This window comes from Desertivirga brevis (genome assembly GCF_017355835.1).
Genome location: NZ_JAFEWF010000002.1, coordinates 15,609 through 42,171, shown reverse-complemented (window position 1 = coordinate 42,171; position 26,563 = coordinate 15,609). Strand labels below are relative to the sequence as shown.

The 26,563-nt window shown below is 39.5% G+C and carries 28 protein-coding genes; 12 read left to right on the top strand and 16 right to left on the bottom strand.

All coding sequences use genetic code 11. The annotated features are described in order from the left end of the window. The first annotated feature begins 8 nt into the window (after nucleotides 1–8). The 4 genes from hflX (at nucleotide 9) to J4N25_RS08040 (ending at nucleotide 5,745) form a co-directional block, all read left to right on the top strand. Nucleotides 9–1,214, top strand: coding sequence for a GTPase HflX (gene hflX / locus J4N25_RS08055; RefSeq protein WP_207421683.1), 1,206 nt, complete (start codon nucleotides 9–11; stop codon nucleotides 1,212–1,214). 154 nt (nucleotides 1,215–1,368) lie between these two features. Next, nucleotides 1,369–1,743, top strand: a complete 375-nt coding sequence (gene rbfA / locus J4N25_RS08050) for a 30S ribosome-binding factor RbfA (protein ID WP_207421682.1) — start codon at nucleotides 1,369–1,371, stop codon at nucleotides 1,741–1,743. Nucleotides 1,744–1,849: 106 nt separating this feature from the next. Further along, nucleotides 1,850–3,805 (top strand): DUF3857 domain-containing protein, encoded by a 1,956-nt coding sequence (locus J4N25_RS08045; protein ID WP_207421681.1) that lies wholly within the window; start codon nucleotides 1,850–1,852, stop codon nucleotides 3,803–3,805. A 2-nt stretch (nucleotides 3,806–3,807) separates the two neighbouring features. Next, nucleotides 3,808–5,745 carry a DUF3857 domain-containing protein gene (locus J4N25_RS08040; protein ID WP_207421680.1) on the top strand — a complete coding sequence of 646 codons (1,938 nt, stop codon included), beginning with the start codon at nucleotides 3,808–3,810 and terminating at the stop codon, nucleotides 5,743–5,745. Between the two features lie 58 nt (nucleotides 5,746–5,803). Here the strand turns inward: J4N25_RS08040 and J4N25_RS08035 are convergent, their stop codons facing one another. Both J4N25_RS08035 and J4N25_RS08030 read right to left on the bottom strand, forming a co-directional pair. Continuing rightward, nucleotides 5,804–6,649 carry an anti-sigma factor gene (locus J4N25_RS08035; protein ID WP_207421679.1) on the bottom strand — a complete coding sequence of 282 codons (846 nt, stop codon included), beginning with the start codon at nucleotides 6,647–6,649 and terminating at the stop codon, nucleotides 5,804–5,806. Nucleotides 6,650–6,651: 2 nt separating this feature from the next. Next, a complete protein-coding gene (locus J4N25_RS08030) occupies nucleotides 6,652–7,203 on the bottom strand; it encodes an RNA polymerase sigma factor (protein WP_207421678.1) in 552 nt (183 codons plus the stop codon). Between the two features lie 232 nt (nucleotides 7,204–7,435). Between J4N25_RS08030 and J4N25_RS08025 the strand changes: the two genes are divergently transcribed. Continuing rightward, nucleotides 7,436–8,143 carry a ferritin-like domain-containing protein gene (locus tag J4N25_RS08025; protein WP_207421677.1) on the top strand — a complete coding sequence of 236 codons (708 nt, stop codon included), beginning with the start codon at nucleotides 7,436–7,438 and terminating at the stop codon, nucleotides 8,141–8,143. Nucleotides 8,144–8,154: 11 nt separating this feature from the next. Continuing rightward, nucleotides 8,155–8,991: a ferritin-like domain-containing protein gene (locus J4N25_RS08020; protein WP_207421676.1), complete on the top strand. Its 837-nt coding sequence runs from the start codon at nucleotides 8,155–8,157 to the stop codon at nucleotides 8,989–8,991. A gap of 47 nt (nucleotides 8,992–9,038) precedes the next feature. On the opposite strand, the gene J4N25_RS08015 is transcribed toward J4N25_RS08020, so the two are convergent. Continuing rightward, complete coding sequence (locus tag J4N25_RS08015) at nucleotides 9,039–9,374, bottom strand: tRNA-binding protein (protein WP_207421675.1); 336 nt, start codon at nucleotides 9,372–9,374, stop codon at nucleotides 9,039–9,041. Nucleotides 9,375–9,516: 142 nt separating this feature from the next. Between J4N25_RS08015 and J4N25_RS08010 the strand changes: the two genes are divergently transcribed. After that, the gene (locus tag J4N25_RS08010) at nucleotides 9,517–12,417 is read left to right on the top strand and encodes a DEAD/DEAH box helicase (RefSeq protein WP_207421674.1); all 2,901 of its coding nucleotides are present in this window, start codon (nucleotides 9,517–9,519) and stop codon (nucleotides 12,415–12,417) included. Here J4N25_RS08010 and aat read toward each other — a convergent pair. The 5 genes from aat to J4N25_RS07990 all read right to left on the bottom strand — a co-directional run bounded on the left by aat (nucleotide 12,414) and on the right by J4N25_RS07990 (nucleotide 15,766). Then, nucleotides 12,414–13,046: a leucyl/phenylalanyl-tRNA--protein transferase gene (gene aat / locus J4N25_RS08005; RefSeq protein WP_207421673.1), complete on the bottom strand. Its 633-nt coding sequence runs from the start codon at nucleotides 13,044–13,046 to the stop codon at nucleotides 12,414–12,416. The two genes, J4N25_RS08010 and aat, sit on opposite strands and share 4 nt — an antisense overlap. A gap of 34 nt (nucleotides 13,047–13,080) precedes the next feature. Beyond that, nucleotides 13,081–13,758, bottom strand: a complete 678-nt coding sequence (locus tag J4N25_RS08000) for a TonB family protein (protein ID WP_207421672.1) — start codon at nucleotides 13,756–13,758, stop codon at nucleotides 13,081–13,083. Nucleotides 13,759–13,846: 88 nt separating this feature from the next. Continuing rightward, on the bottom strand, nucleotides 13,847–14,794 hold the full coding sequence (locus J4N25_RS07995; protein WP_207421671.1) for a hypothetical protein: 948 nt from the start codon (nucleotides 14,792–14,794) through the stop codon (nucleotides 13,847–13,849). Between the two features lie 460 nt (nucleotides 14,795–15,254). Next, entirely contained in the window at nucleotides 15,255–15,449 is a 195-nt protein-coding gene (locus J4N25_RS27120; RefSeq protein WP_207536368.1) for a DUF6358 family protein, read from the bottom strand. Then, on the bottom strand, nucleotides 15,449–15,766 hold the full coding sequence (locus J4N25_RS07990) for a rhodanese-like domain-containing protein (RefSeq protein ID WP_207421670.1): 318 nt from the start codon (nucleotides 15,764–15,766) through the stop codon (nucleotides 15,449–15,451). Before J4N25_RS07990 ends, J4N25_RS27120 begins: the two co-directional genes overlap by 1 nt. 141 nt (nucleotides 15,767–15,907) lie before the next feature. Here J4N25_RS07990 and J4N25_RS07985 point away from each other — a divergent pair, with 141 nt between their 5' ends. Continuing rightward, entirely contained in the window at nucleotides 15,908–17,026 is a 1,119-nt protein-coding gene (locus J4N25_RS07985; RefSeq protein WP_207421669.1) for a DUF4407 domain-containing protein, read from the top strand. A 36-nt stretch (nucleotides 17,027–17,062) separates the two neighbouring features. Continuing rightward, on the top strand, nucleotides 17,063–18,361 hold the full coding sequence (locus J4N25_RS07980) for a M20/M25/M40 family metallo-hydrolase (RefSeq protein ID WP_207421668.1): 1,299 nt from the start codon (nucleotides 17,063–17,065) through the stop codon (nucleotides 18,359–18,361). 4 nt (nucleotides 18,362–18,365) lie between these two features. Here the strand turns inward: J4N25_RS07980 and J4N25_RS07975 are convergent, their stop codons facing one another. Further along, nucleotides 18,366–18,854: a GNAT family N-acetyltransferase gene (locus J4N25_RS07975; protein WP_207421667.1), complete on the bottom strand. Its 489-nt coding sequence runs from the start codon at nucleotides 18,852–18,854 to the stop codon at nucleotides 18,366–18,368. 3 nt (nucleotides 18,855–18,857) lie between these two features. Further along, entirely contained in the window at nucleotides 18,858–19,424 is a 567-nt protein-coding gene (locus tag J4N25_RS07970) for a thiamine pyrophosphokinase (protein ID WP_207421666.1), read from the bottom strand. A gap of 107 nt (nucleotides 19,425–19,531) precedes the next feature. Here J4N25_RS07970 and J4N25_RS07965 point away from each other — a divergent pair, with 107 nt between their 5' ends. Continuing rightward, entirely contained in the window at nucleotides 19,532–20,014 is a 483-nt protein-coding gene (locus J4N25_RS07965) for an RNA polymerase sigma factor (protein ID WP_207421665.1), read from the top strand. A gap of 2 nt (nucleotides 20,015–20,016) precedes the next feature. Next, nucleotides 20,017–20,661 carry a hypothetical protein gene (locus tag J4N25_RS07960; RefSeq protein ID WP_207421664.1) on the top strand — a complete coding sequence of 215 codons (645 nt, stop codon included), beginning with the start codon at nucleotides 20,017–20,019 and terminating at the stop codon, nucleotides 20,659–20,661. Here the strand turns inward: J4N25_RS07960 and J4N25_RS07955 are convergent. The 4 genes from J4N25_RS07955 to J4N25_RS07940 all read right to left on the bottom strand — a co-directional run bounded on the left by J4N25_RS07955 (nucleotide 20,653) and on the right by J4N25_RS07940 (nucleotide 24,149). After that, a complete protein-coding gene (locus J4N25_RS07955) occupies nucleotides 20,653–21,723 on the bottom strand; it encodes a PA0069 family radical SAM protein (protein ID WP_207421663.1) in 1,071 nt (356 codons plus the stop codon). The two genes, J4N25_RS07960 and J4N25_RS07955, sit on opposite strands and share 9 nt — an antisense overlap. Before the next feature lie 35 nt (nucleotides 21,724–21,758). Then, nucleotides 21,759–22,400, bottom strand: coding sequence for a response regulator (locus J4N25_RS07950; protein WP_207421662.1), 642 nt, complete (start codon nucleotides 22,398–22,400; stop codon nucleotides 21,759–21,761). Then, on the bottom strand, nucleotides 22,390–23,169 hold the full coding sequence (locus J4N25_RS07945) for a sensor histidine kinase (protein ID WP_207421661.1): 780 nt from the start codon (nucleotides 23,167–23,169) through the stop codon (nucleotides 22,390–22,392). Before J4N25_RS07945 ends, J4N25_RS07950 begins: the two co-directional genes overlap by 11 nt. A 605-nt stretch (nucleotides 23,170–23,774) precedes the next feature. Next, nucleotides 23,775–24,149 (bottom strand): hypothetical protein, encoded by a 375-nt coding sequence (locus tag J4N25_RS07940; RefSeq protein ID WP_207421660.1) that lies wholly within the window; start codon nucleotides 24,147–24,149, stop codon nucleotides 23,775–23,777. Between the two features lie 284 nt (nucleotides 24,150–24,433). Here J4N25_RS07940 and J4N25_RS07935 point away from each other — a divergent pair, with 284 nt between their 5' ends. Next, nucleotides 24,434–24,571 carry a hypothetical protein gene (locus tag J4N25_RS07935; protein WP_207421659.1) on the top strand — a complete coding sequence of 46 codons (138 nt, stop codon included), beginning with the start codon at nucleotides 24,434–24,436 and terminating at the stop codon, nucleotides 24,569–24,571. 4 nt (nucleotides 24,572–24,575) lie between these two features. On the opposite strand, the gene J4N25_RS07930 is transcribed toward J4N25_RS07935, so the two are convergent. Beyond that, nucleotides 24,576–26,153, bottom strand: coding sequence for a PspC domain-containing protein (locus J4N25_RS07930; RefSeq protein ID WP_242695833.1), 1,578 nt, complete (start codon nucleotides 26,151–26,153; stop codon nucleotides 24,576–24,578). Nucleotides 26,154–26,173: 20 nt separating this feature from the next. After that, nucleotides 26,174–26,515, bottom strand: coding sequence for a PadR family transcriptional regulator (locus J4N25_RS07925; protein ID WP_207421658.1), 342 nt, complete (start codon nucleotides 26,513–26,515; stop codon nucleotides 26,174–26,176). Nucleotides 26,516–26,563 lie beyond the last annotated feature (48 nt).

The following is a 26,563-nucleotide window of genomic DNA, read 5'->3' as shown; positions in this document are numbered from 1 at the left end:
TAGTATACATGGGTAGACAAAAATTTTTTGATACAGCCATAAAGCCAGAGCGGGCCGTTCTGGTTGGAATTATAACTCCTGACGAGTCGGAAGAGAAAGAAAAGGAATATCTGGAGGAACTAGAGTTTCTGGTAGACACCGCCGGAGGAGTTACAGAGAAGTGGTTCACACAGAAACTGCTAAGAGCGGATAGAGCTACATTCGTAGGTACTGGTAAACTGGAAGAAATAAAGGCTTACGTAAAGTCTGAAGAAATAGATATCGTAGTTTTTGATGATGAACTTTCGCCTTCTCAACTTCGCAATATTGAGAAAGAGTTAGAAGTTAAGATACTAGACCGCAGTAATCTTATCCTTGATATTTTTGCCAGACGTGCTCAAACAGCACAGGCAAAAACGCAGGTAGAGCTGGCTCAGTTGCAATATCTTCTTCCTCGCCTTACCAGGATGTGGACCCACTTGGAAAGACAAAAGGGGGGTATCGGTATGCGTGGACCAGGAGAAAGTCAGATTGAGACCGACCGTCGTATTATTCAGGACAAGATTGCTTTATTAAAGGAGCGTTTGACTATAATCGATAAACAGAACGCAACCCAACGCAAGAATCGTGGGCAGCTTGTACGAACAGCTTTGGTAGGATATACCAACGTAGGTAAATCCACTATTATGAATATGATATCAAAGTCGGAGGTGTTCGCCGAGAACAAGCTTTTTGCTACGCTAGATACTACGGTTCGAAAAGTAGTAATCGAGAATCTTCCGTTCCTTCTTTCAGATACTGTCGGATTTATAAGAAAGCTTCCTCACCATTTGGTAGAATGTTTTAAATCAACCCTGGATGAAGTTCGTGAAGCAGATATATTGATCCATGTTGTAGACATTTCACATCCTACATTTGAAGATCATATTCGTGCAGTGAATGAAACTTTAAAGGATTTAGGAGCCATTGACAAACCAATCATTACTGTATTCAACAAGATAGATGCCTTTAAACCGGAAGGAAGAGAAGAAGGACAATCTCTAAGCTTGGAGGAATTTAAAAGTACCTGGATGAGCAAGCACAACATGCCTGCTGTTTTCATCTCTGCAATCGAAAAAGACAACGTAGAGGAATTCAGAGCTCTGCTTTACGAGAAAGTTAAAGCGATTCACCAACAAAGGTACCCCTACGACAAACTATTATATCCTGATATAGAAAGTCAGGACTCAGAATAAATTCCATCTTTTTTAAGATGGTAATTATCCACAAAAGAATAGAGGAGACAATCAAATGTCTCCTTTTACTTATACTTGAACAAATGAAGCGGTATTATGATCTCATATACCTTATTCAGTTCCAAATTCTCAAACCATTAAATGTTATTTCATTATGGAATCTAAACGTCAACAGAAATTTGCAGGGGTAATACAGAAAGATTTAGCAGAGATCTTTCAGCGTGAAGGAATGAGATATCTTCCCAACACTCTTGTAACTATAACTAAGGTTAGAGTTACTCCCGATCTGGCCCTTGCCCGGGTTTTTCTTAGCTTTTTCAACAATCAAAATAACTCACTTGCATTAAATACTGTAAAATCTCATTCCAACGAGATTAGGTACAAGCTTGGAAGCAGAATAAAGGACCAGGTAAGGGTTATCCCGCAACTTGAGTTCTTTGTGGATGATACTAACGAGTATGTAGAGCGAATGGATAAGATCTTTGATAAGATTAGCAAAGAGCCCCGGCAACCGGATACAGAGGAATAAAAAACAAAAGGCGTCTACAAATTATAGACGCCTTTTGTTTTTTATTATAAATAGTTTAACTTAGACCGTAGTTAAATTATAGTTTTTGACCTGATTTTATCACATAATGAGAAAGCTTATTACCTCTTTTGCTCTTCTTTCAATTCCTCTATTAACTTTTTCTCAAAATTTAATTCAACCATTTGGGAAAGTGGATCAAGCCGACGTTGACCTCAAGGAATGTTCATTTGAGAAGGATGCTCACGCGATGGTTCTGTTTGACAAAGGCGACGTTTATTTTGATTTCCAGTTCGACATTGTTATGGAACGCCATAAGCGGATGAAGATATTTGATGACAAAGCCCGGGATGAGGCGAATGTTCGCATCGAGTATGATTCGTATAACAACTATGAGCAGGTATATGAAATTAGCGCGCAAACTATCAATTATGTTAATGGTAAACCTGTCATTACTAAGCTGGATAAAAAACAAATTTTCAGAGAACCGATAGATAAGTATCGTACGGCTGTTGTTTTTACCTTCCCTAATGTTCAACCGGGTTCCATTATTGAATATAAATATACTTGGAAAACTCCCGCTTTTTCGAATTTTCCTACCTGGTACTTTCAAACTGATCTACCCGTTAGGTATTCAGAATTGATTACTGCAATTCCAGATATCCTCTATTATAAAACACAATACAGAACTTTTACCCCAGCCGCCAAAAACAAGAATTCAGCAGAGTCAAAATCATTGGGAGAAAGTGCTTATACCGTAAATATTAAAGATTTTGCCCTTCAGAACATTCCATCGTTGAGTGACGAACCTTACATGACATCGAGGTTCGATAATTTACAATGCGCTCAATTTCAGTTGACAGAAATAAGACCGATTGGAGGGTTCACACAAAGAGGGACTGATACATGGGATAAGGTAGCTAAGCAGCTAATTGAGGATGAGGACTTTGGCTTACAATTCAAAAAGAAACTGGAAGGCGAAGATGCCCTGGTAACCAAAGCTAATACTTTTAAAACAGACGACCAGAAGATTGCTTACCTTTTCAATGAGGTTAGAAATTCAATGAAGTGGAACTCAGTCGACAGATGGTATACTAGTGACGGTATCTCAAAGGCTTGGCAGAAAAAGACAGGTAATTCAACAGAAATTAATCTTATCCTTTGCAGGCTTCTTAAGCAGGCAGGACTAAAGGATGTTTACGCTACCCTGGTAAGTACCCGCCCGCATGGAAAAGTTAATGTGTATTATCCCTGGCTTAGGCAATTTAACCGAACGGTGGTAACAATTCCAATAGATAGTACCCATAAATACGTTTTAGACGCCACTAATAAATATCAGACCTACAATGCATGTCCAAATACATTATTAAATTCTTATGGAGTAGCTTTAGACAAGGATAATAAAACTTACAAATTTGTCGACCTGGTAACAAGTGACCCTGTTAGAAGAAATATTTATGTGAATGCTGAAGTAAAACCAGATGGGAAGATGTCAGGAAGCGCTGTGTTAACAGCTTTTTCCTACCATAAAATCAATGAGGTTGAGGCTTTTAAGGTAGACGGAGAAGAGAAATACAAGGAGTGGTTAACACAGAAGGATAACAGTCTCAAAATTAAGGCATTTAAAATGGCAGATGCCGATGTAGATAGCCTTCCGCTTCAGGAAAACATTGATTTTGATCTTGAATTGACAGGAGCAGATGATAACTACATTTACTTTAACCCGAACTTATTCACTAATTTCCGAAAGAACCCTTTCTTAAGTGAAAACAGGAGTACCAGTATTGATTTTGGTTATAATAATAAATATACTATCACCGGAATGTTTAAAATTCCTGCAGGTTATAAAGTTGATGCTCTTCCTGGATCTATCAACTTCGTAATGCCTGATAAAAGTATTTCCTTCCAGAGGATAGTGGCCGAAGCTGAGGGGAGTGTTAATGTTCGCTTTGTTATAGACTTCAAAAAATCAATTTTTGGGGTCGAGGAATATCAGGACCTCAGACAATTTTATAAACAAGTATTTGATATGCTTAACGAACAGATCGTATTAAAGAAATCCTAATAATGATCAGTCTAAGAAAAATGAACATGCTTTTGCTTATAGCTGGAGCATGTTTTTCTGTTTTAAAAGTTTCTGCCCAGAAAGTAGAAGTTTCGCCATCCTTATATAACTCCAGTACAATACCGGACTCACTAAAAGAGAATGCGAATTCTGTCACCCGCTTCTATTATCGGGAGATGGTTGTGAAATCAGCAGGAAAGGCAGTCATTAGGGAACATAGTGTAAAAACCGTATTGAATGAAAAAGATGAGCACGAAGCGACTTCTTTCATCTATTATGACACTAAGTTCTCAGATGTGAATGCTGCTGAGTTGAAGGTGTACGACAGTAAGGGAACTTTAATCAAAAGGTACAAGAAAAGCGATTTCTATGACCGGTCGGCGGTTGAAGGTGTCACACTAATTTCTAGCAGTCGGGTTATGATTGCAGAGCACACAATTGTCAACTATCCTGTAACTATAGAGAAAATTGAGGAAATTACCTATAACAGTTTCCTTGACTTGTTCGACTGGTCTATTCAGGGTAAAGAAGAGGCCGTAGAAAATGCGTCTTGCCGAATCTCAATCAGGCCAGAAGTTGGTTTTAGATTCAAGCTGCGAAATTTCAGGCAGCAACCAAAGAAGGCAAGCGAGGATGGATATGAGGTGTATTCTTGGGAAGTGAAAGGTTTAAAAGCGATCAAGCCTGAAGAAGGCTCAGAGGATTGGACTTACCTCCCAAGAGTTTCGTTTTGCTCTAATTCCATAGATTTCGATGGCCATCCAGGCGATATGAGTACTTGGAAAGGATTTGGATTATGGCAGAAAGACTTGAACAAAGAAGTCTCGACCCTGTCTGAAAAGCGTGTTGAAGAAATTAAAAAGATGGTTGAGGGGCTTCCCACAGACAAAGAGAAGGCGAAATTTCTATACAATTACCTTCAGAAAAATTTCAGATATGTAAGTATACAGTTAGGAATAGGTGGTTTAAAGCCTTTTCCTGCGAGTTTTGTTGACGAGAAAAAATATGGTGACTGTAAGGCTCTTTCCAATTACATGTACACTCTGCTTAAATGTGTTAATATTCCTGCTTATTATGCAATCGTACGTGCAGGAGCGAACGAAGAGCCAGCAGATCCCTCTTTTGTTAATGATCCCTTCAATCACGTAATACTTTGTATTCCATTCAAAAACGACACTACGTGGTTAGAGTGCACTAGCAACACTCAACCCTTTGGTAAGCTTGGGTCTTTTACAGAAAATAGAAATGCATTACTTATTACAGAGGATGGGGGAAAATTAGTAAATACCCCTAGAAGTAATATTAGTGACCATATTTTCGATTCAGAAGTTAAAGTAAAGATCGAGCCGGATGGATTTGCCAAAGCGACATTAAATATTAAGTCGACCGGCGAATATAGGGATATGTTTATTGGCTGGTCTTCCATAAAAACCGATGAACAGAAAAAAGCATTGATTAGCTTTCTGAATCTCAGGCAGCCCGACATCTTTACCTTTAAAGAACTTAAGGATGAAAATGGTATAAAGGAGTGGGAATTGAGTCTGGATTATGAAAAGATCAGCGATATGGTCGCCGGTTCAAAATCCTTCTACAGACCTCGTTTATTTGACTTATGGAGAGCAACGATGCCGGTAGTGGAAAAGAGAAAGACCGACTATTTCTTCGATCATCCTATGTTGAAACGTAATACAACAGTAATATCTTTCCCGGCAGATATGGAGGTTGAAACACTACCAACGGATGCTTTTTTTAAATTTGCTTACGGGTCTTTCTCCGTGAAGTACAGTTATGATAAGGATAAAAATGAAATGAGGTCTATTACTCAATTTGAGCTTAATAATCATATCATTCCTGCTGCTAAATACAACGAGATGCAACAGTTTATGGAAAATATATCTAAGACGATGAATAAGAAATTAGTGATGAAAAAGAGGGTTTAGTATTAAGAAATAGGATTATCAAATTAAGGCTACAGAATTTCTGCAGCCTTAATTTGTTTTATATACTTCCCATTACTATCATTTCATCCATTGTTGGATTAACACTTCCTCCTTTGGGTTCAAGCGTAACAGCAAATGCTTGTGCATTTTTAAGAGGTTTCATTTTGATCATACCTGTGCTGTCAGGCTTCATGTCAAATACGCCTAAATCCACAGGCTTTCCGTCAACGAGGGCCCACAATTGATATTGGTGCTTTTCGTCGGTCTTTGGCATCTTTAAGGAGGCCAGATCTATCATTACCATTTCCTTTTTCGGACTAAAAGCAACCATCATCTTCGCTTCAGGAGCTTTTGGAAGGCCTTTTAGTTCAACCATTTTAAACTCCTTAGGATTCTGGTAAACGTCCAGAGTATGTTTTACGTCCGTTAATTCTTTTTCAATATAATTGGCGCGGCTGCTAAACTTTTGGTTGCTGCTTTCAAGAAGTGCTACTCGTTCATTGGATTCACTAAGCTGACTTCTTAAATTAATAATTACCACTGTACTTAACAATAGCAGGGCTACCGAAGCCGCAAATGCATATTTATAAAAATTACTATTCTTTGCTGAATTATTTGATGCTGCAGGAAATGCCTTAACAGTTGCTTCTTCTTTAAGATCTGATTCCGCTCCTTCTTTAAAATCCAATGTGCCTATAACTCTTTCCCTAACACTTTCCTCAGGCTCTAATGCATGTTTCTCTGCGTATTTCTCTAACGCTTTTTCAATTTCATTAAGCTCATATCGTAATTCGGGATGCTTTTGCAGCATCAATTCAACCTCCTGCCTTTCGCCCGGAGACAAGTCTCCTAAAGCGTAAAGCTCCAACACACCACTTTCGATATATGCCTTTAAATCTTCCAATTCTAATTAAATAACTTTCTCAGGGTATTAATTGCTAATCTAACTCTTGTTTTGACCGTACCCAAAGGTATCCCTAATTCTTCAGATGCCTCAGAATGGGTATAGCCTTTAAAATAAACTAGATCAAGAACTGCCTTCGACTCGGGTTTCAACTTATCCACCATTTCCTTTACTCCTAAAGTCTCGGGATTTAAAGTTGTATTACGCTGATCATCAATTAAATTTACGGAATTTTCCAGATCCTGGTTTTTACTGTTATTACGAAAATCCTTAGATCTTAATTTGTCAACCGCTAAATTCCTGGCAATATTTACCATCCAGGTAAAAAGTCTACCCTTCGTTTCGTCGAAAGAATCAATCGAGTTCCAAATCTTAACGAAGGTTTCTTGCAATAAGTCTTGCCCAAGTTCCTCATCCTGTACCACCCTCGAAATAACGCCAAATAGAGATGCGGAATACATATCGTAAAGCGCCTCTGCTCCTATTCGCTCCTTAGTACGAATAGCTTTGATCAGATCAGCTTCCGGTAATGATATCTTGTGTTTTTTGCTCAATGCTTATAAAAGTTTGCTTTTGACGTCAGCAGTATGCGAATGTCGGTTATTTTTTTTCAGAATGTCAATAAAAACCTTCAAAAAATTATTCCCAGTAAACATGATGAGGTTTGAATGTCCTCCCTCCTAGCTAAAGAATAATAATATTAAAAAAATCAATATTTCTTCTAACACCGAAATCCAGCCTAAGTTTTTCACCGTAAGTCAATTAAAAATAACCGATCCACTCAATATGAAAAAATTTAAACAAACAGAGGACTTGGCTTTTCTGAACGGTTCGGAAGAGCTATTAGATGCCAGGATGCAGAGGCGTTCCTTTTTGAAGTTTGCAGGCGCTGGAGCAGCAGGAATGGCTTTAGTTGCAGCCGGCTGTAAAAAGGACAATGATAACGATAATGGAATTCGCTTAGGTGAAGGAGATATCGGTATCTTGAATTACGCCTATGCTCTGGAGCAATTAGAAGCGGCCTTTTATACTCAGGTTGCTGCTACCCCAAATACTGGTTTAAGCTCCGCTGAAGCCGCTCTCTTTGTAGATATACGCGATCATGAGATTGCTCACAGAGAGTTTTTTAAAGCAGCTTTAAAAGACAAAGCAATTGGTGCTTTAGAGGTTGATTTCAGTTCAATCAATTTCACAAGCAGAGATAGCATACTGGCAACAGCCAAAGCTTTTGAGGATTTAGGTGTTTCAGCCTATAATGGAGCAGGAAGATTAATAGAAAATGCCGCCTATCTTCTTTTGGCAGGTAAGATAGTATCGGTAGAGGCTCGTCATGCTGCTTTAATCCGCGATTTAATTTCTAACGGTAGCTTCGCTGACTCTTCCGTAGTGGATAGCAACGGATTAGATTTATCAAGAAGTCCAGGCCAAGTGCTTGCCATAGCGAAACCCTACATCAAAACCGAGATCAGTTTAACCGGATTACCTAACTATTAATTTGAAAAACCATGAATTTCTTAAACATACTAGAAGAAATTGAGAAAATAGATGCGGATTTATCAGACCGTTTAAGTCCCCGTAGAAAAGCTATGAAAGCCTTAACCGGATTTGGAGGGAAAGTGGCGTTAGCCAGTCTTCCATTTGCGCTAGGATCAATGTTTAAAAAAGCATACGGACAAACATCAACGACATCTCAGATCGTGGATGTACTTCAATTTGCGCTGACGCTTGAATATCTGGAAGCAGAATTTTATACGATAGGCGTAGGTTCAACGGTCACGTTCACTATTCCATCGACTGCAGCTCGTGCTGCTCTAACTACTATCAGAGATCATGAAGTTGCCCATGTTAATTTCCTGAAAAATACTATCGCTTCACTAGGAGCATCTCCTGTAGCTAAGCCAAACTTTGATTTTACAGCAAGAGGAACATTTCCAACAGTCCGGTCTAACTATGATACTTTTTTAGCAGTAGCTCAGGCATTTGAAGATACGGGAGTTAGAGCGTATAAAGGGCAGGCAGGAAATCTATTAGGATCCAATGCCGTACTTACTGCAGCGCTAAACATACACTCAGTGGAAGCACGTCATGCTGCTCACATCCGCCAGATGCGCCAGGCTAGAGGAGCTGCTGTAAAGCCATGGATAACTATGAAGGATACAGGGGGAATAGGATCTGCTGTCCAGGCAATCTACAATGGAGAGGATCTGGATACGCAGGCAAATGTGAAGATTACCGGAATAGGAGGGTTAAGTATTTCGGCTAATGCAGCAACAGAATCGTTTGATGAGCCTTTAACAAAAAATGAAGTGCTCGCTATCGTTACTCCATTTATAGCGGCATAAGAGAGAGAATGATGTATAGTTGGGCAGCTACAAACGTAGCTGCCTTTTTATATCAACTTTGCCCCATTAGGTACAGGCCGTTCTACTGCGGCTAAAACAATATCACCGTTTTCATCAGCTAAACCAGTCACCAGGAATTCCGACATAAATTTGCCTATCTGTTTTTTAGGGAAATTTATTACTCCAATTATTTGTCTTCCAACCAGCTCTTCTTTCTTATAGTGCTTTGTGATCTGCGCACTGCTCCATTTTATTCCTAATTCACCAAAGTCCACTTTTACTTTATAGGCAGGTTTTCTGGCTTCCGGATAATCCAGAACTTCCAAAATTGTTCCTACCCTTAATTCTACTTTCTCAAAGTCTGCCCAATTTATTTCCTCCATAATTGTATGATCTGTAAAGCTGCAATTTGCAATTGTTTACAAAAATGTCAAAAGCTAATTTTTCAATTTTGAATTGCTCCATATTCTGTCTAAGTTTAGAGTTTTTTAAGTACTACCTTCTACCTTATTTTTTGCTTTTTTAATGTTACGTGTAGATAGTTCAAAGCCTTGTAAGTTAGTTTATTCTTTATGTCAGCACGAGTTTCTCGGTTTTCTGATTGAGCCTCATGTAGTTCAGCTGAATCCCGATGGCGGTTTTTCATTAACCTACCAACGGCTTTTTTCAACTACAGCAGATGAATTTGCGTCAATTCTCGATGATACAGACAGGAAGCTTATTAAGCTTTTGGAAGAGACAGAGCAAGGGAGTATTATCAAAAGATACTATAAGAAACCTATTCGCCCTATTGTATATTTTCTAAGGGTATTTGATGAGAAGCTCTTTTCTGTGATCAGACCTAAAATTGAGAAAAGATTGGTAGAAGCCCTGAGTTTGATAGGCGAGAAGCCGTTTTATCTAATGAGTAAGGAAGGATGGCCTGTTGAAAGGCAGCTCACCATAGCATCTGATCCCGCAACTGTTTTGTTTCATTTTAGAAGGAGCGAGGAGGAAACACGTTACTTTCCAACGATTAAGTATCAGGGAATCAGGATCGAGTTTATGTTCAGAGGAGCGCAGGTAGTTTGTAATCAGCCCGCCCTTTTGCTGCTGGAAGACGTCCTATATTCTTTTGAAGGGGATATCGAAGGTAAAAAACTTCAACCTTTTCTTAATAAGCGGTTCATTTCCATTCCCAAAGCGTCGGAGAAGAACTATTTCGAGCGATTCGTAGCTCCGCTGATAGAGAAGCACCATGTGTATGCCGAGGGCTTTACTATCAATACCGAAAAATTTGATGCCAGGCCAATTTTAAAAGTCATTTACGTAGAAGGCGGAGTTTCGCAGTTACAACTTTATTTCAAATATGATCATTACGTCTTTGCTGCCGGTAGCGAGAGCAAGGTCTCGGTAAGGATGGAAAAGAACGGCGACGATTATATTTTCCATAGGATAAAGCGCTCTACCATCTGGGAAAAAAATAAACTAGACGAGTTGTTGGAAAGAGGCTTAAAAACAACTTCATCTTTGTTTGTCACACTTGAACTAGGCCAAAGTAATCTCGCCGAACAGGACGCTGCTTTTTCTGTTTTTGATTGGCTAAACGAAAATCACGAAGAGCTGGTAGAATTAGGATTCGAATTCGAGCAGCCTGAAGGCGGTAAGCGCTTTATTTTTGGAACTAACAAGATTAACCTTGAAGTAACAGAAAGCAATGACTGGTTCGACCTGAATGCTATTGTTTATTTCGGCACCCATAGGATACCCTTCATTGATCTAAGGAATCATATCCTCAACAGGATACGCGAATATGTTTTGCCTTCCGGGGAGATAGCTGTAATTCCCGAAACCTGGTTTTCTCAGTACGGAAATTTGTTGAGTTTTGCCGAAAAAAGTGATGAGGGATTGAAGCTGAAGAAACATCATTTAGGTCTTTTAGCTGATTTTGCTAACAGTGAATTAGCTAGCATTACTATCGACAGGAAGCTACAGCAGTTAACGAACTTTGAACAGATCGAAGAAGCTGATTCCCCACGAGATTTTAAAGGAACCTTAAGAGCTTACCAAAAAGCCGGATACAACTGGTTCCATTTTTTAAGGAAGTTCAATTTTGGTGGCTGTCTCGCCGACGATATGGGTTTGGGCAAAACAGTGCAAACGCTTTCTCTGCTTCAAAAGGTAAAAGAAGAGAATGCGGATAGAGGCACTTTTGTTACTTCTCTGATCGTCATGCCTACTTCGTTGATCTATAACTGGATGAAGGAGGCAGAGAAATTTGCGCCAACGCTTAAAATAATGGCTCATACCGGAAGTTCCCGCTCTAAAGATATTTCTACGTTTACCCGTTACGACGTAGTTTTTACCACGTATGGCGTTACCAGGGTAGATGCGGAAATGTTATCCGGGCTGTTTTTCCATTATATCATTTTGGATGAAAGCCAAAACATTAAGAATCCCTCATCAAAAGCTTATAAAGCGGTAAAGCAGCTGAAATCTCAACATAAACTAATATTGAGTGGAACCCCGGTCGAAAATTCGGTAAATGATCTCTGGGCACAAATGTCATTTATTAACCCGGGACTTCTTGGCTCCCAGCATTTCTTTCAAGATACTTTTGTAACTCCCATTGAGAAGAAAAAAGATGAAGAAAAGGCCAGGAGGCTGCAAGCTCTTATTAAACCCTTTATTCTACGCCGGACTAAAGATCAGGTAGCAACCGAATTGCCTGCAAAGTCTGAACAAGTGTTCTATTGCAGCATGAGTGAGGACCAATTAGATTATTATGAGAAGATTAAATCAGAGTATCGCAACGACTTGTTGCAGGCTTTAGAAGATGGAACATTTGCCAAGTCGCAAGTTCAGGTTCTTCAAGGGCTTACTAAGCTTCGACAGATAGCTAATCACCCAGCCATGCTCGACAAGGATTATGAGGGAGAGTCTGGCAAGTTTGAGAGCGTGGTGAGTACACTGGAAAGCGTCCTTGCAGAAGATCATAAGGTTCTGGTATTTTCTCAGTTTGTGAAGCAATTGGACATTTATCGTAATTACTTTGATAAGCGGGGAGTGAGATATTCTTACCTCGACGGTTCCACTCAGAACCGGGGCGACATCGTTCAGGAATTCCAGGAGAACGGCGACATTAAACTTTTCCTGATTTCCTTAAAGGCGGGGGGAGTTGGATTAAATCTTACAGAAGCTGATTATGTATTCCTCCTGGATCCATGGTGGAACCCTGCAGTAGAGCAACAGGCGATAGACCGAGCCCATCGTATTGGTCAAAAGAAAAGCGTCTTTATCTATAAGTTTATCACTAAAGACACCGTGGAAGAGAAAATCCTCGCTTTACAGAACAGGAAGCGCTTAGTGGCCGAATCGCTCATTACAACGGAAGAAAGTTTTGTAAAGTCCTTAACAGCAGATGATATCCGGGAAATTCTTAATTAGGATCTAAGCACTTCCATATATTCGTCCCTACTGATAAACTCAGCCCCCATACTCTCCAGGTGCTCGGTATGCACCTGGCAGTCTATTAATCTATAAGCTTTATGCTGGCACATCCAAATGAGGGCTGATTTTGACGCATTGCTCATCCGGGAAAACATGCTTTCACCACAAAACACGTCCCCTACCTTTACTCCATACAAACCTCCAACAAGTTCCTCATTATGCCAAACCTCTATAGAGTGAGCGAAACCGGCACGATGAAGCTTGATATAAGCTTCCTGCATTTCGTCTAAGATCCAAGTTCCGTCTTGTCCTTCTCTTTCAGCCTCTGCGCAAGCTTTGATAACCAATGGGAATGCTTTATTTTCTGTGATTCTAAACTTTTCCGATCTTAAAACTTGCTTCATGCTCTTACTTATTTTCACCTTATCGGGAAATAACACGAAGCGTTCATGAGGAGAATACCACAAGATGGGTGTTTCTTCAGAGTACCAGGGAAAAATGCCTAGTTGATAAGCTTTAAGCAGGCGCTCTTCTGATAGGTCTCCGCCAACAGCAAGCAAGCCGTCTTCTTCTGCAAGCTCTGCCGGGGGAAATTGAATATCATCGTCGTTAAGGCGAAAGATCATGGAATTAAGAAAGATGTTTTGATTTCCGGGAGACTTATTTTTTGCAATTGTCAGCAATTTGCTTATCCGCCTTATTGCTGCCCAGATTTTTTACAAAGGTAAAATCTTCACAGGCTCCTTCCTTATCTCCTTGTTTCAATTTTTGATTAGCCTGACGAACAAGCCGGTCAATGAACTTTTCATCAAGCCCAAGTTGTTCTTTTATTTCAAGGATCTTTGCTTCGCTTTCTGCACTATAATTCCCTTCATTCCTGCGTTGATAATAATTGGTCACCACTTTTGTAAGATCTTCGTGCGCTCTATAGGCGCCAATAGCTTCCCGTATCTCCTCCGCGGATTTATTTTCACAGTTGTATTCCCGTAACGAAAAGTTTATGGGGATAGTTAGATATTGAGTAGTGTCAAAGGAAGCGGGTACAGTCCACTTTCCTGAAGTTAGACGTGTTACCCGAAGGGCTTCCTCATCAAGATCGATACCCATTCCTTTAGTAACTTTCGATTCAACAATCCTTCCTTTTTTGTTTAGCCGGAAGCTTACCTGGATAGTACCTTGCAGGCAATTAAACTTAGAATATTCCGGATAGATGATCGATCTGCTGATAAAACTGTTCAGGTTGGTCGCACCCCCTTTGTACTCAGGAATGTCGTCCCGCCTCATTCCAAAAAGTGAGAGTGTAACGGTGAATAGTATCAGTAAATTTTTGATGATCATATTCTAATATACTAATAAACGTTTCAATCACCTAAAAGAGTTTATACGTCTTCGATATTAGTTTCGACTGGGGATCATCATTGGTGAATTACCTTTTCATCCTGAAATCTCCAATGGGGAGTTCTGCTTCAATATCCGGAATTGGCGGCTTCTCTTTTACTTTACTTTGTATCGCCTTGGCCTGCTTAACCCATAGATCTTGAAATTTCTTAAGAATTTCCAGGCCTGAATACGGCATTTTATGTATTTCAACCTCTCCAACTATGGCTTTTTCTGCCTCACGCAGGTCTGTTGCCTCGGGCTCTTCCTGAGGGGGAGCTTGCCATCCTCCTATAATTGCGCCCGGACTCCAGGTTTTATTATTGATTCGGGTATAGCCGTCGTAATGATCATATTTATATGCATGAATAAACATGCCTAACAAAACCAGTCGTCCTGGGGGAAGTGATTCAATTATCTCAATTTCAGCTCCTTCAAAGTTTGCGCCTATATTAATCTTGATCTCTTTACTGCTTAAATAGCTGGCCATAGAGGTTTTGAAATTGAAAGAGATAGCCAGAAAGCGTATTATATAATGATCTGCCGCTGGCGCTCTAAGATCTTTTGAAGTAAAAGCAGGAACCCGGACAATTACCTTTCCTTCTTCGGTTGATGTAAGCTGTGGCTTTATGCGGAGGCAATCTTCCAGGAGAGAATTCTTATTAAACTGGAAGCCGGAAAAGGTATCCGGATCACCATCGTGAATATCCCTTTCGCCTCTTCGTTTATGACTGGCGGTTTTAATACATTTTAATGTAAGAGCAGTAAGGCGGTTAGCCATACCTCCATCATTTGCTTTATAACCAGGAATAAAAAGGGCGCGAATGTTTGCAGCTGTGCTGGCTGCCAGGCCAAACTCCAGGCTGGCTTCTTTACTGGCAATAGATTGCTTCACCTTGCCAGGCTTTATTTGAGCAATCTGCATTCCCCGATATTCCCGATAGAGAATATTATCAACTGGTCCGTGCAAAATACCTTTCTTATCAACTCTTGCCATAAGTTCTAAAGTTTAAATTGAAAATGATAAAGCAATATAAGGGGTATTGTTAAAGGAAAAAATGTTTCAAATCACAATTCTATTTTAACCGGCCTTGCCCCTGCTTTTCTCATGATTACATATGTACCCTAATTTTTGCTTTTTTAGATCCCTGATAAGTCCACATTTTATTCGTGTAAGGTGGACTCATCAGGGATTTATGTGAGACAAAACACGCAGTTGTTTTAAAGCAGCGAATAACAGGATCACCAGTAGGAACAGCTTTATCCCTCACTGGATTTAAGGATAAATTATAGGATGGAATCAGGCGGTTGGGAGTAAAAGGAAGTCGCGGGAGATTGGTCTTAGAGTACTTTTGCTACTGCAAAAAGAAAAAGTAGCACCTATCCTGCATTCAGCCCAGGTAGAAATTAAAAAGGAGCAACGTTTTAGCATTGCCCCTTTATGATCATCAGATCAATTACTTCTTTTTAGATCTGGCGTATTCTTTAACTTGCTTAATCAGTCTTAGCTTAAAGTAAACAATTAAAGCAATGGCAGCGGCAAAGGTTGCTACTACTAGATAATTTGTATGCTTAATTCCCCAGACGAGACACAAGCCAAAAGCAAAGATTGCCAGGTTATAAACAACGTTTAAAATGATCTTTCCAGTCATTAGTAAACAGGCATGTTTGGATCAAACTTATCTTTCCAGGCCAGGATTCCACCTTCCAGGTTGTATAAGTTGTCGTAACCTAATTGCTGCTCCAGTTGCATGATTGCTGCAGCACTTCTCTTCCCACTGCGACACTGAACAATTACAGGTTTGTCAGTATCAATTTTATCAGATTCGATTAAAATCCCTGCTAAAGGAATATTTTCGCCTCCAAGATTTGATACTTCATACTCAAAAGTTTCGCGCACGTCGATCAATTGAAAATCTTCTCCGTTATCTATTTTCTGCTTTAATTCTTCTACTGTAATTTCTTTCATCGTTAAGGATTTTGGAATTCAAATATAGGATTAATACAAAATGTATAAAGGTTTCAGGCTCAGCAAACAATTTATTTTACTTTCACTTGTAACAAGTAGTACCGCTGGTCGTTTTATTAAATATTTATTCTCAACGCTTTCATGAAGAAAATTAATGATTTTTTCTGGTTTTGTTCAGGCGCACATATTGGTACACTTAAACGATTTCCAACAGAACATAATAAATACGTAGGCATTGGCGCTACGATCTTTTTCACGGCTTTATTTGCAGCCTTATCAGGCGGTTATGCCATGTACTTTGTCTTCTCGGGAAGTACTGGAGCGGTATTCTTCGCTATCCTGTTTGGGGCATTATGGGGACTGGCAATTTTTAACATGGATCGCTACATCGTGTCGAGCATAAGCAAGAATGCTTCCACTAATAAGCAAATCCTTCAGGCAACACCTCGTGTCCTTCTGGCTATTATGATCGGGATAGTGATTTCCCGCCCCTTAGAGTTGAAGATATTTGACAAGGAGATACGTCAGAAGTTAAAGACGAGCTATCTCGGCGGTCAGCGGTCTAAGCTAGACACCCTAAACAGCACCTTCGCCAAAAAATACTCGGCTGAGTTGGGGAAAGTAGTTGATCTTCGGGCAGAGCGGGATTCTTTAACGAATGATATTAATCGCTCCCGCTATCAATTAAATCAGGAGATCTTTGGAGATAAGACGAACCAGACCTCCGGTAAGATGGGTTATGGTACTTACGCAAAGCAAAAGGAAGCCGTTTTGAGTCAGAAGATGGCACGATTGGAGATTGTCCGCTCTGAAATGGCTAAAATGGAAGAGCTGATCACCAGGAGAAAAGAGCTCGAAGGAATTGCTTCTGAACGAATGTTTAGCAGCAAACAACTCGACAGCCTGGCTAATGTGGCCGGTTTTGCAGATCGTAACTGGGCTCTTGGCCAGTTAAGTTTTAACAATGATGGTAGCAGGGACCTTGGTACTTACCTGGCTATTACTTTTATTGGATTGTTATTTATTTTATTCGAATGTCTTCCCGTCTTTGTTAAATTGATGAGCAATAAGGGTCCGTACGATATAGCTTTACAAAATGTAGAAGATTCAGCTGTTTACGGGTCATTTAAAGATAAGGATGCGGATGTTGCCGTGGTGGACGGCGTGCATGATACCAAAGTGGAGACTGAAATCGATAAACAGAAAAAGATAATAAGAGGGCGTTCTGCACGTGAACTTGAAAATTATTCCTGGGATTAAAATACATTTGCTGTTAATTATTCTTCTCCAATCCATATGATGAAACAATTTCTTTCTGCCCTGGCCTGCCTGGCGATTCTTAGCTCTTGCGCGGTTCAAAAGCAAGCGCAGCTTGTAAAAGAAAAGGATGTAGAGCGTATTATTAAAACGCTTTCTGCCGACGATATGCAGGGTCGGGGTGTTTTTACACCGGGAATAGATAAGGCAGCAAGTTTTATAGAGTCTGAATTCAAAACGATTGGATTGAAACCTCTTGCAGGCCTTTCCGGTTACCGGCAGGATTTTTCTATGAATAGGATTGTACCTGGTCCTTATCAAGTTAGCATTAATGGAAAAGCAGTTGAACAACAGAATGTATTCTATATCTCAGATAAGCCTTCCTTAATTTGGAACAGATCATCGGATGTGGAAACTCACTATATTAAGGCTAATCAATCTTTTACTGCAAGGTATAAAGAGATAATGCAGTTAAATAAGCCCGTCTTAGTTTATGTAGATGAATCGTTATTCTCAGCCTTCAAAAGATTCCGCGACCATTACATGGATGAAAGAGTTGTTGGGGAATTTCAGCCAACTGAAGCGGTATTTGTTCTTGGGAATGAAGATGTGGTTCAGTCTTTTTCCATTAATCTTACCAATACTATCAGTAAAGCCCCTCTTTTCAATGTGACAGGAATGATACCTGGAAAGTCTAAGGCGAATGAGTATGTTATCTTTTCAGGGCACTATGATCACCTTGGAATTATTGATGCGGTTGAAGGCGATTCTATTGCTAATGGAGCAGACGATGATGCGTCTGGTGTTACTGCTGTTATTAGCCTGGCCAGGCATTATAAGCAGTTGAATAATAACGAGCGTACGCTGATCTTCGTTGCCTTTACTGCTGAGGAAGTAGGGGGAATTGGATCTCAATACTTTTCGAAGCAACAGGATCCGGATGCAGTTGTTGCGATGTTCAACATCGAGATGATTGGGAAGGAATCGAAGTTCGGAAAAAATGCTGCTTTTATAACAGGCTTTGAGAAATCTGATTTCGGACAGATCCTTCAAAAAAACCTCGAGGGAACTGAATTTAAGTTCCACCCCGATCCTTATCCTGAGCAGAATTTGTTTTATAGAAGTGATAATGCGACTCTGGCGGCCCAAGGTGTGCCTGCTCATACGATCTCCACTGATCAGATCGATCAGGATAAGTATTATCACACTGTTAACGATGAGCTTTCAACTCTTGATATCGCCAATATCACATCCACGATAAAAGCGATTGCTCTCAGTTCCAGAAGTATTGTTGCAGGAACTGACACGCCGAAAAGAATAGAGAAGCTAAAAGAATAGTACTTCAGCTTGTTGCTAATTTCTTCCTCATAACATAATCATTGAGAATAAATTGGTGATAAGGAATGTCTACTTCTTCCAAAATCTCAAAGCCGATACGCTTGTAAAAGTTTAATGCAGGATTATTACGGTTTACATTGAGATCAAGAAAGCTTGCATTATTTTCTTTTGCATGAGCTTCGATAAAGTTTAGCAATTTTGATCCTACGCCTTTTCCTTGCTGAGAGGTATGTATGTAAAGTTTATGAATTTTATAGGCAGAACTGTTTGGGGTAAATGAGGCAAAACCCACTACAACCGCACGTTCTTCTGCTAAAAGGAATATTGCTCCCTGTTGTACCTGTTGCTCAAGAGAGACTATAGAGTACATGTCGGCAAGCATAAACTCAATCTGATCAGTGCTTAAAATATCACGATAGGCACTGCGCCAAATTTCATTGGCCAGGTGATGTACTGTTTCAAGATCGTTCTGATCTGCAATTCGAATTTCCATTTTTTAAAAAGCTTCTCCTATAAATGTAAACGGCTGATCGAATTTCAATGTGTAAAAGCCGTCTTTCTCTGTCTTGTATTTGCGATCAGACAATTTTATGAGACCAGATGTCTGAAGATTATCCACATTGTGAAGAATAGTTATTTCTTCTCCGGCAGCTTTCCACTTGCTAAATCCGGAACTTACCGGAAATATCCTCTGGGCTGGTGTTAGTACTACAAGATTAATTCTTCCTACATATAATATGTAGTCTTTTTCACAGAAGGTACTGTCGACAATATTTACTGAGGGGTACTGCTCGCCTACCAGGTACTTAAGCGCATCTTGTAATGGATTATCTTCAGTGGGAATTAATAGTGTACTTTCCTGAAGATCCGGATGAGCTTGTGAAGTAACAATGGCATCAACTTTAATTCCTAAAGAATCAACGTGTTCGTATTCCGCTTCATTTACCACAACCGTAGGGCTCCATTCCAACAGCTGCCCCAAATGCTCGAAGTTGAATTCAATGAGGTTCATGATCAATAGAGCGGGTTCCTGTTTATCCCGAACGATATGGTGTGACGACATATGGCAAATTTAGAGAAGTATTTTATAACAGATAAAATTATAATTTGCTGTAAGAAATGCAAATCGACAGCGACTAACCAGGAAAAGAATTAAAACACCGACATAAGTTGAAAGAAGAATTTCTAAAGGCGATAAAGGAACATCAGGGGATAATCCTGAAAGTATGCCGGATGTATTGTTCTGATAGCCGCGATGCCGAAGACTTATATCAGGACATCCTTTTCAGTCTGTGGAAGGCCTGGCCAAATTTCAAGGGTGAAGCCAGGATCAGTACATGGATGTACAAGGTTGGTTTAAATATGGCTATTACCAGGTTAAGGAAATCAAAACGCAATGTTCCACGTGAATCCTTAAATTTTAGTCATGACGCTATTCCCGCCAAAGAATCATATCGCCTTGACATACAGTTTGATTATGAATTGCAGGTAGCCATAGCAACCTTGGGGCAATTTGATAAGGCATTGCTTATGCTTTACCTCGATGAGAAGAGTTACAGGGAGATAGCTGAGATCCTAGGGATTTCAGAAAGTAACGTAGGAGTAAGGATTAACCGTATTAAGAAACAGTTAAAGGAAAGAATTAAGCCCTGATTATGGAATTAGATGAGTTAAAAGCCAGGTGGCAAAAAGAATCAGAAGAAAATATAAACTTAAATAATCAGTCTATGGAACAATTAGAGACAATGTTGAAGCAAAAGACTTCAACTACACTAGGCCACATTAAAAATAAATACAGGGGAATAATTTCCTATTTAATGGTTGGACTTCTGCTTAATATTATTGTAAGTCCTTTTTTGCATTTCCTTTTGGGGGATGAGGGCACAATTTTTCGCTTAACTTTTAGTGGCTTACTTTCCCTCGTTACCTTTTTAGCAATAGGCTTGATCGTGGTGTTTTTTTATTGGATCAAGTATTCTGCATTCAATATCGAAGTTTCGAATAATGATGTGCGAACCACCTTAGAACAGAAGATTAAAGCTTTGAAAAGATCGTTGAAACAGGAACTCGCATTTATTATTGCCGTTTTTATCAGCATTTTTATTGTTGGAAGAGCAAGCTCGCAGTTTTTGGGCAATGGTAACTTTGGGGATATCTTCAGGAAAGATATTTTGCTATCTATGGCCGCGGGAACCCTTATTCTTGTCTTTTATATTATTAAAAGGGTAAAAGCTTATAATAGTTATATAGACAAATTAGAAGAGTATCTGGGAGAGTTTGAGGATAAAGCCTCAAAATAAGCCCATTTGTTTTCCTCCTTTCGGAGTGAACGACTCAAGATTGTAAGAGGGCATACTTCTTCCTTGAAGGAATCTAATAGTAGATATTTTGAAGAGCTGATGAATGCTCTCTGCAATCTTTCCATCACCCTTCATTCTGTTACCCCATCGACTGTCATTTAAGGTGCCACCGTGACAACTGGCAATCATATTTAACACTTTTTCTGCCCTGTCAGGATATGCCTTATGCACCCAGTCGGAAAAGATCTCGGCAATAGCTCCATTTAATCTTACCAGAGTAAATATGGCTTCTCTTATTCCTTCATCGGCTGCTGCCTTGATCAATGCTGGAATTTCATCGCTATTTAAACCAGGCACAATTGGAGCTATCATCAATCTTACAGGAATATTTTCTGAGGCTAACTTGTTAATTACCATTAACCTGCTTCTGCCGGTAACGGTTCGCGGCTCCATTTTTTGTCGAAGGCTTTCGTTAAGTGAATTTATAGTAACAGTAACATGAACAAGATCAAGCTTGGCAAGTTCTTTCAACAGATCTATATCTCTGGTAATCAAATTGTTCTTACTTATAATGCTAACTGGGTGTTTGTATTGTAGAAAAACTTCAAGGAGAGACCTTGTTATCTTAAGCTTGCGCTCTATGGGCTGGTAACAATCAGTATTGCCAGACAGCATGATAGGCTGGGGTTCGTAGCCACGTTTGTTAAAAAACTTTTCTAGTAGGCTTGCGGCATTTCGCTTTACAATGATCTTCCGCTCGAAATCCAGGCCTGCGCTGAACCCGTAGTATTCATGGGAATTTCTAGCGTAACAGTAAATGCAGCCATGTTCACATCCCTGGTAAGGATTGATAGAAAAATTGAAGTTAAGATCGGGACTGTTAGATATGCTAACAATGCTTTTTGCGTCTTCCTCAATCAGTTGCGTTGAGATGTTCTCATACAGCTGTTCATCAAGCCCTTCAATATGCTCGGTAATGTATTTGTTTTTTAAAAATCGGTTATAGGTATTAACCTGTGCGCCCCTACCCTTAAAATAGTCACTATTATCTTCAAATGGCATTCAACAAAATTGCTAAATTTATTAGCAATATGCAATTACGCGAGATTGTTTTTTACGGCGTATAAAGCAAGCCCTACTCGGCTTTTTACCTGTAATTTCTCGAATAAGCTGTCACGGTAATTGTCGATAGTTCTCACACTTACAGACATTTCGTCTGCAATTTCTTTATAGGTGAGTTCGGTGGCAATATATTTAAGGAACTCCAGCTCGCGTTGGTTAAGTTCCGTTTTTGTTGAGGCGACTTCAGCTTCCGGTTTCTGAAGCTGTTTCATCATATGCTCGGTGACAAATTGAGGATAGTAGTATTTACCAGCAGCAACGGTATCAAGTGCAGCTTTAAACTCTTCAGGTTCACTATCTTTCAAAAGATATCCCTTTATGCCAAGCTTTAATAGCGTTAGAACTGTTTTTTCATCCTCAGCCATGGACAAAATTACAGTCTTTATCCCTGGCTCGAAGGTATGAAGCCACTTAGCTGTACTGACGCCATCCATTACAGGCATACTAAGATCAAGAAGCAAAACTTCAGGTTTTTCTCCCGATGTTATTTTTTTGATAAACTCGTCGCCATTACTTGCTTCAAGGATTATCTCATATTCTTTAAAATGTTTAATCAGGCTTTTGATCCCACTTCTAAACAGGTTATGATCATCTACAAGTGCAACCTTAATTGGCATTTAGAATTTTTTTGTCGGTTTGAATCTCTAATCTAACTTTAGTACCCGATCCAGTAGAGCTTGTAACATCTAGTTTTGCCCCTATCAGTTTTGCTCTATAGTTAATACTCCGTAATCCAAGGCCCTCTTTTAGCGTTTCAGTTTCGAAGCCTTTTCCGTCGTCATTGATACTAATAGTTAATAAAGATAGTCCATAAATCAATTCGACAAAAACATTTTTTGCGTCAGCATGCTTTAAAACATTATTTACGCATTCTTGGAATATCCTGAAAAGGAAAATTTCTGTTTGAGGATCAAAGGTATGAGACTCTCCTTGCTGTTGGTAATGGAAGAGTAAAGGAGTGCTTTTTTTTAACCGATCTACCTCGTTAGATATAAGTTCTGCTATCGATTTTCCACCAATGGCATCCGAGTGCATGCTATGAGCTAAGCTCCGCACGTCTTTTATTACTTGAGCAACGAGGTCTTTTGTTTCCTTTAATTCTGGATCGGGATTTAACGCAAGATTAAGTTTGATCACCGAGAGCAATTGGCCGATATGGTCGTGGATTTCGGCAGCGATATTATTCATCGTCTGATCCTTGATCTCCAATTCAGATTTAAGGAGTTCCTGATTAAATGCTTGTTCCATCTCCTTAATCTCATGTTGATGCTTAAGGTACCTCTTCTGATAGGAAAGCACAAAGAAAACAATAGTTGATACTAACAGGAACATAATGAAGGTTCCTGCAAGAATTACGAGTGTGATTTCCGAGATGTCGCTGAGCATATAAATCCAATACTATATAAGCTGTACATAATTATATTTAAAATATGAATAATGGTGTATAGTTGTATTGCTAGGTTCATACTTACCTGCATTATGTAGTTCAGCAATCCCATAAAGAAGATATTGCAGGAGTAGAATAACAATATCCCTGTACTTATCCAGAACATAGGGACACGCACCAGGGGTTCGGGATTGTTATCATTTAGTAACTGATGATAGTATAATAGTACTGTAGTAGTTACTAAAACGCAGGAGAAGGCGAAGCTATAATTATTGAACGTGTTGAGCCCCTGGAAAAATAGCCAGTTGGTTAAGTATGCCAGTGTTGATAATATACTAAAGGAAAGTAATACTTTTTTTAGTTTTGATGAAATGAAGAGGCTCCTGTAGATCAGAAGAATAAACGAAAATTCTACCACCCCGAAGAGATTAAACATCCAAAGATTGTTCTTCGTGAAATGGCCAATGATTTCAATAATTGTAGTTATGACAAGAAGTATGGCAAAAGCTTTAAGATATAAGGGAAATCGCCTATAGTGGTACAGCCCGGTTAAGGTGCTTAAAAAAATTGTGATAAGGTAAATTTGTTTTAGCATTTTAATCTCTTAACAAAGGGGAGGACACATGGTACCATTGTCATACGCAATGTCTTTATCCTCATCTCCCAGGAGTGAATCATCATTTGTTGCAGTTAAAATCACATTATGTAATCCTACACACTCGTCGGGGATCGGTACTCCCTGCCTGTCTTCTGGTACTACGCCGTAATGGATTTCGAGGCCAAATTTATCAGAATTTTCTTCTGTGGCCCCTGCCGCTTTAAATAATTCATCAATTGTTTTTTTTGAGAACCAGATCTTTCTGGTATCATCAATGCCGAGTTGTTCTTTAATCAGGTTTAACCTTTTCTTTTGATACTCATCTTTCATCGCTTGATAAAGCGAGGCGGGAATAGGGCTTCCCGGTTTTCTTTCTGCCATAAAAATTGTTGGGGATTAACGAAAGTGTAAAGATATTTTTCAATAGCGAAAGTCTGAAGAAGTTTTTTAACCCTAACTAGGGTTGCGTTATCCCTTTCTGGTCAGCCTGACTTTCGTATTTCACGTACTGAAAAAAGGGTGCTTTTCCCAATTGACCCGTAGACCAATTATCTTGAGATTTGTATCAACGTTTTGCCCTCATCTACCTATCGGCTTAATCTTATCCCAACTGAATAATCTCTCAGTTGGGAGGCATTAGCCTTTTAAACCATACAATTATTGTCATGAACTGGAAAAAAGCTTTTTACATTTTACTCGGCATTATTGGAGTAGTTTTATTGATGACTAAAGTAGGAAACAGCAATTCAGCTGATGTTTTCGACAAATACTCATTGTTCTCTACTCACCCTAAAGTCAAGTAGTTTTTTATTGAACAACCTGTGTCGAATCTTGCTGGTCCTTATTATCATCAAGATCTTTAATACATTTCAATCCGTCTTCAGTCATGATCACGTCCATAGGACTTGACCAGTCATCTTCTTTGACCTTGCAGTCCCACACGTTCCCATTCCTGATATGGTGAGCTACATCATTTTCAATGACCAGTCTTGTTCCTACAGGGATTTTCACTATCAAGTTAAGCTCCTGAGCACGAAACGGTACCTGATCTTTTATCTTAAAATGCTTGTCGAACATTAGTATTGAATCTTGCTCTAGCATATTATAACTTATAGCTTGAGCGTTTTTCAATGCTGCTTCCAGATTTTTCCCTCTAGCCTTAAATTGCTTTATTACTAAAGGAAAGCTAGTATCGCTTTTTTCTATGCTAATATTAATATCGAGGTTATCAAAGCCCTCGTTGTCTTCAGATATGATCTGACCTTTAAAGTTTTGATTAAGGTCCAGACTTAAGCTATCCTGCCTGCTAAGGGATCTGCTTCGATTAAGTTTAATGTGGTAAGTGGCACGCTTTGAAATTTGAACTTCCTGTTCAATCCCTGCGTCCACCTTAAACTCAGACGCTATTTTAGAGCCATAAAATACTGCCATTCCAAAACCGGTTAGCCATAGGATAAGCATTGCGAATGCTCCGGTTCTTGAGATCACCCTGTAGTTAAATATTACCCTGATAGCAAATGATATTAAAGCTACGAGTGGGATTGCCAAGAGTATAAATGCGCTGAAAAGCACTTCTGATTGGTACCTGGGACTAACAGTATTGATGATGAAGTTATAAGCTTCCCCGTCTTTGAAGAAGCCTATCCCAAAGATCAGTGCTCCTATAAGTGCAATAAGTGCCATTGATCCGGCAATAGCAATGAATAGTCCCAGTGTTTTCACTACGATTTTCACTACTCTTCCTATAAAATTGACAATACTGCCTATTACATTTGATATAGAATCGCTGCTTCTTGAATGTCCTGCAGTTCTTTCGTATTCACCTTCCGTTTCAAAGGTTTTTTTAAAGCTTTGTAAGTTGATCGGCTCGCCTTTCATTGCCATTTTCTCCTGTCTTGTGCGAGCTTCTGGTACAACAACCCATAATATAGCGTATAATATAATTGTTGTCCCGGTGGTTAGCGCCAAAACGATCATAATCAACCGAATCCACTTAGCTTCGATATCCAGGTAATGGCCAAGACCAGAGCATACGCCGGCGATCTGTTTGTCATCGGCATCACGAAGAAGACGTTTTTCAGAGCTTCCTGAGGTATTTGCGCTATTGCGATCCTCTGTGGGATAATCAAAGTCGTTAACCGAACCCATAACAGCAACAACCTCCTCCACATCCTGCAATACAATAACCTGCTTATTTGGCGAGGCAAGACGTTCGTTAAACATTTCTGCCAGCCGGTTCTCTATATCAGTGATAATCTCGTCGCTATCGGCTGAATAGGCAAAATGCCTTTTTACTTCCGTCATATAGCTTTTTAATACTTCGTAAGCATCTTCCTCGATATGGAAAACAATGCCATTTATGTTGATGATGATAGTCTTATTCATGATTTTAAAAGTTTAGCGGTTTATGATGTGGGTGTCCTTCCTTCAAGTGAAGTGTTAACTGCAAAGACAAGTTCTGTCCAGGTGTGGTCTAGCTGTGTCAATACTTCCTTGCCGGCTGCAGTAAGTGTATAATATTTTCTTGGGGGCCCGGAGGTAGATTCTATCCAGTTGTAAGAAAGAAGCCCATTGTTTTTCAACCTTGTTAGCAATGGATATAGAGTTCCTTCGACAACAAGCAGTCGTGCTTTTTTCAATTCGGATATTATATCAGAGGCGTATATCTCTCCTCTTGATATAATTGATAGAATACAATATTCAAGTATCCCCTTTCGCATTTGGGTTTGTGTATTTTCTACTATCATAACAATACAAAGATATATGTTTTAGCTTGTACTATGCAATGCATACTA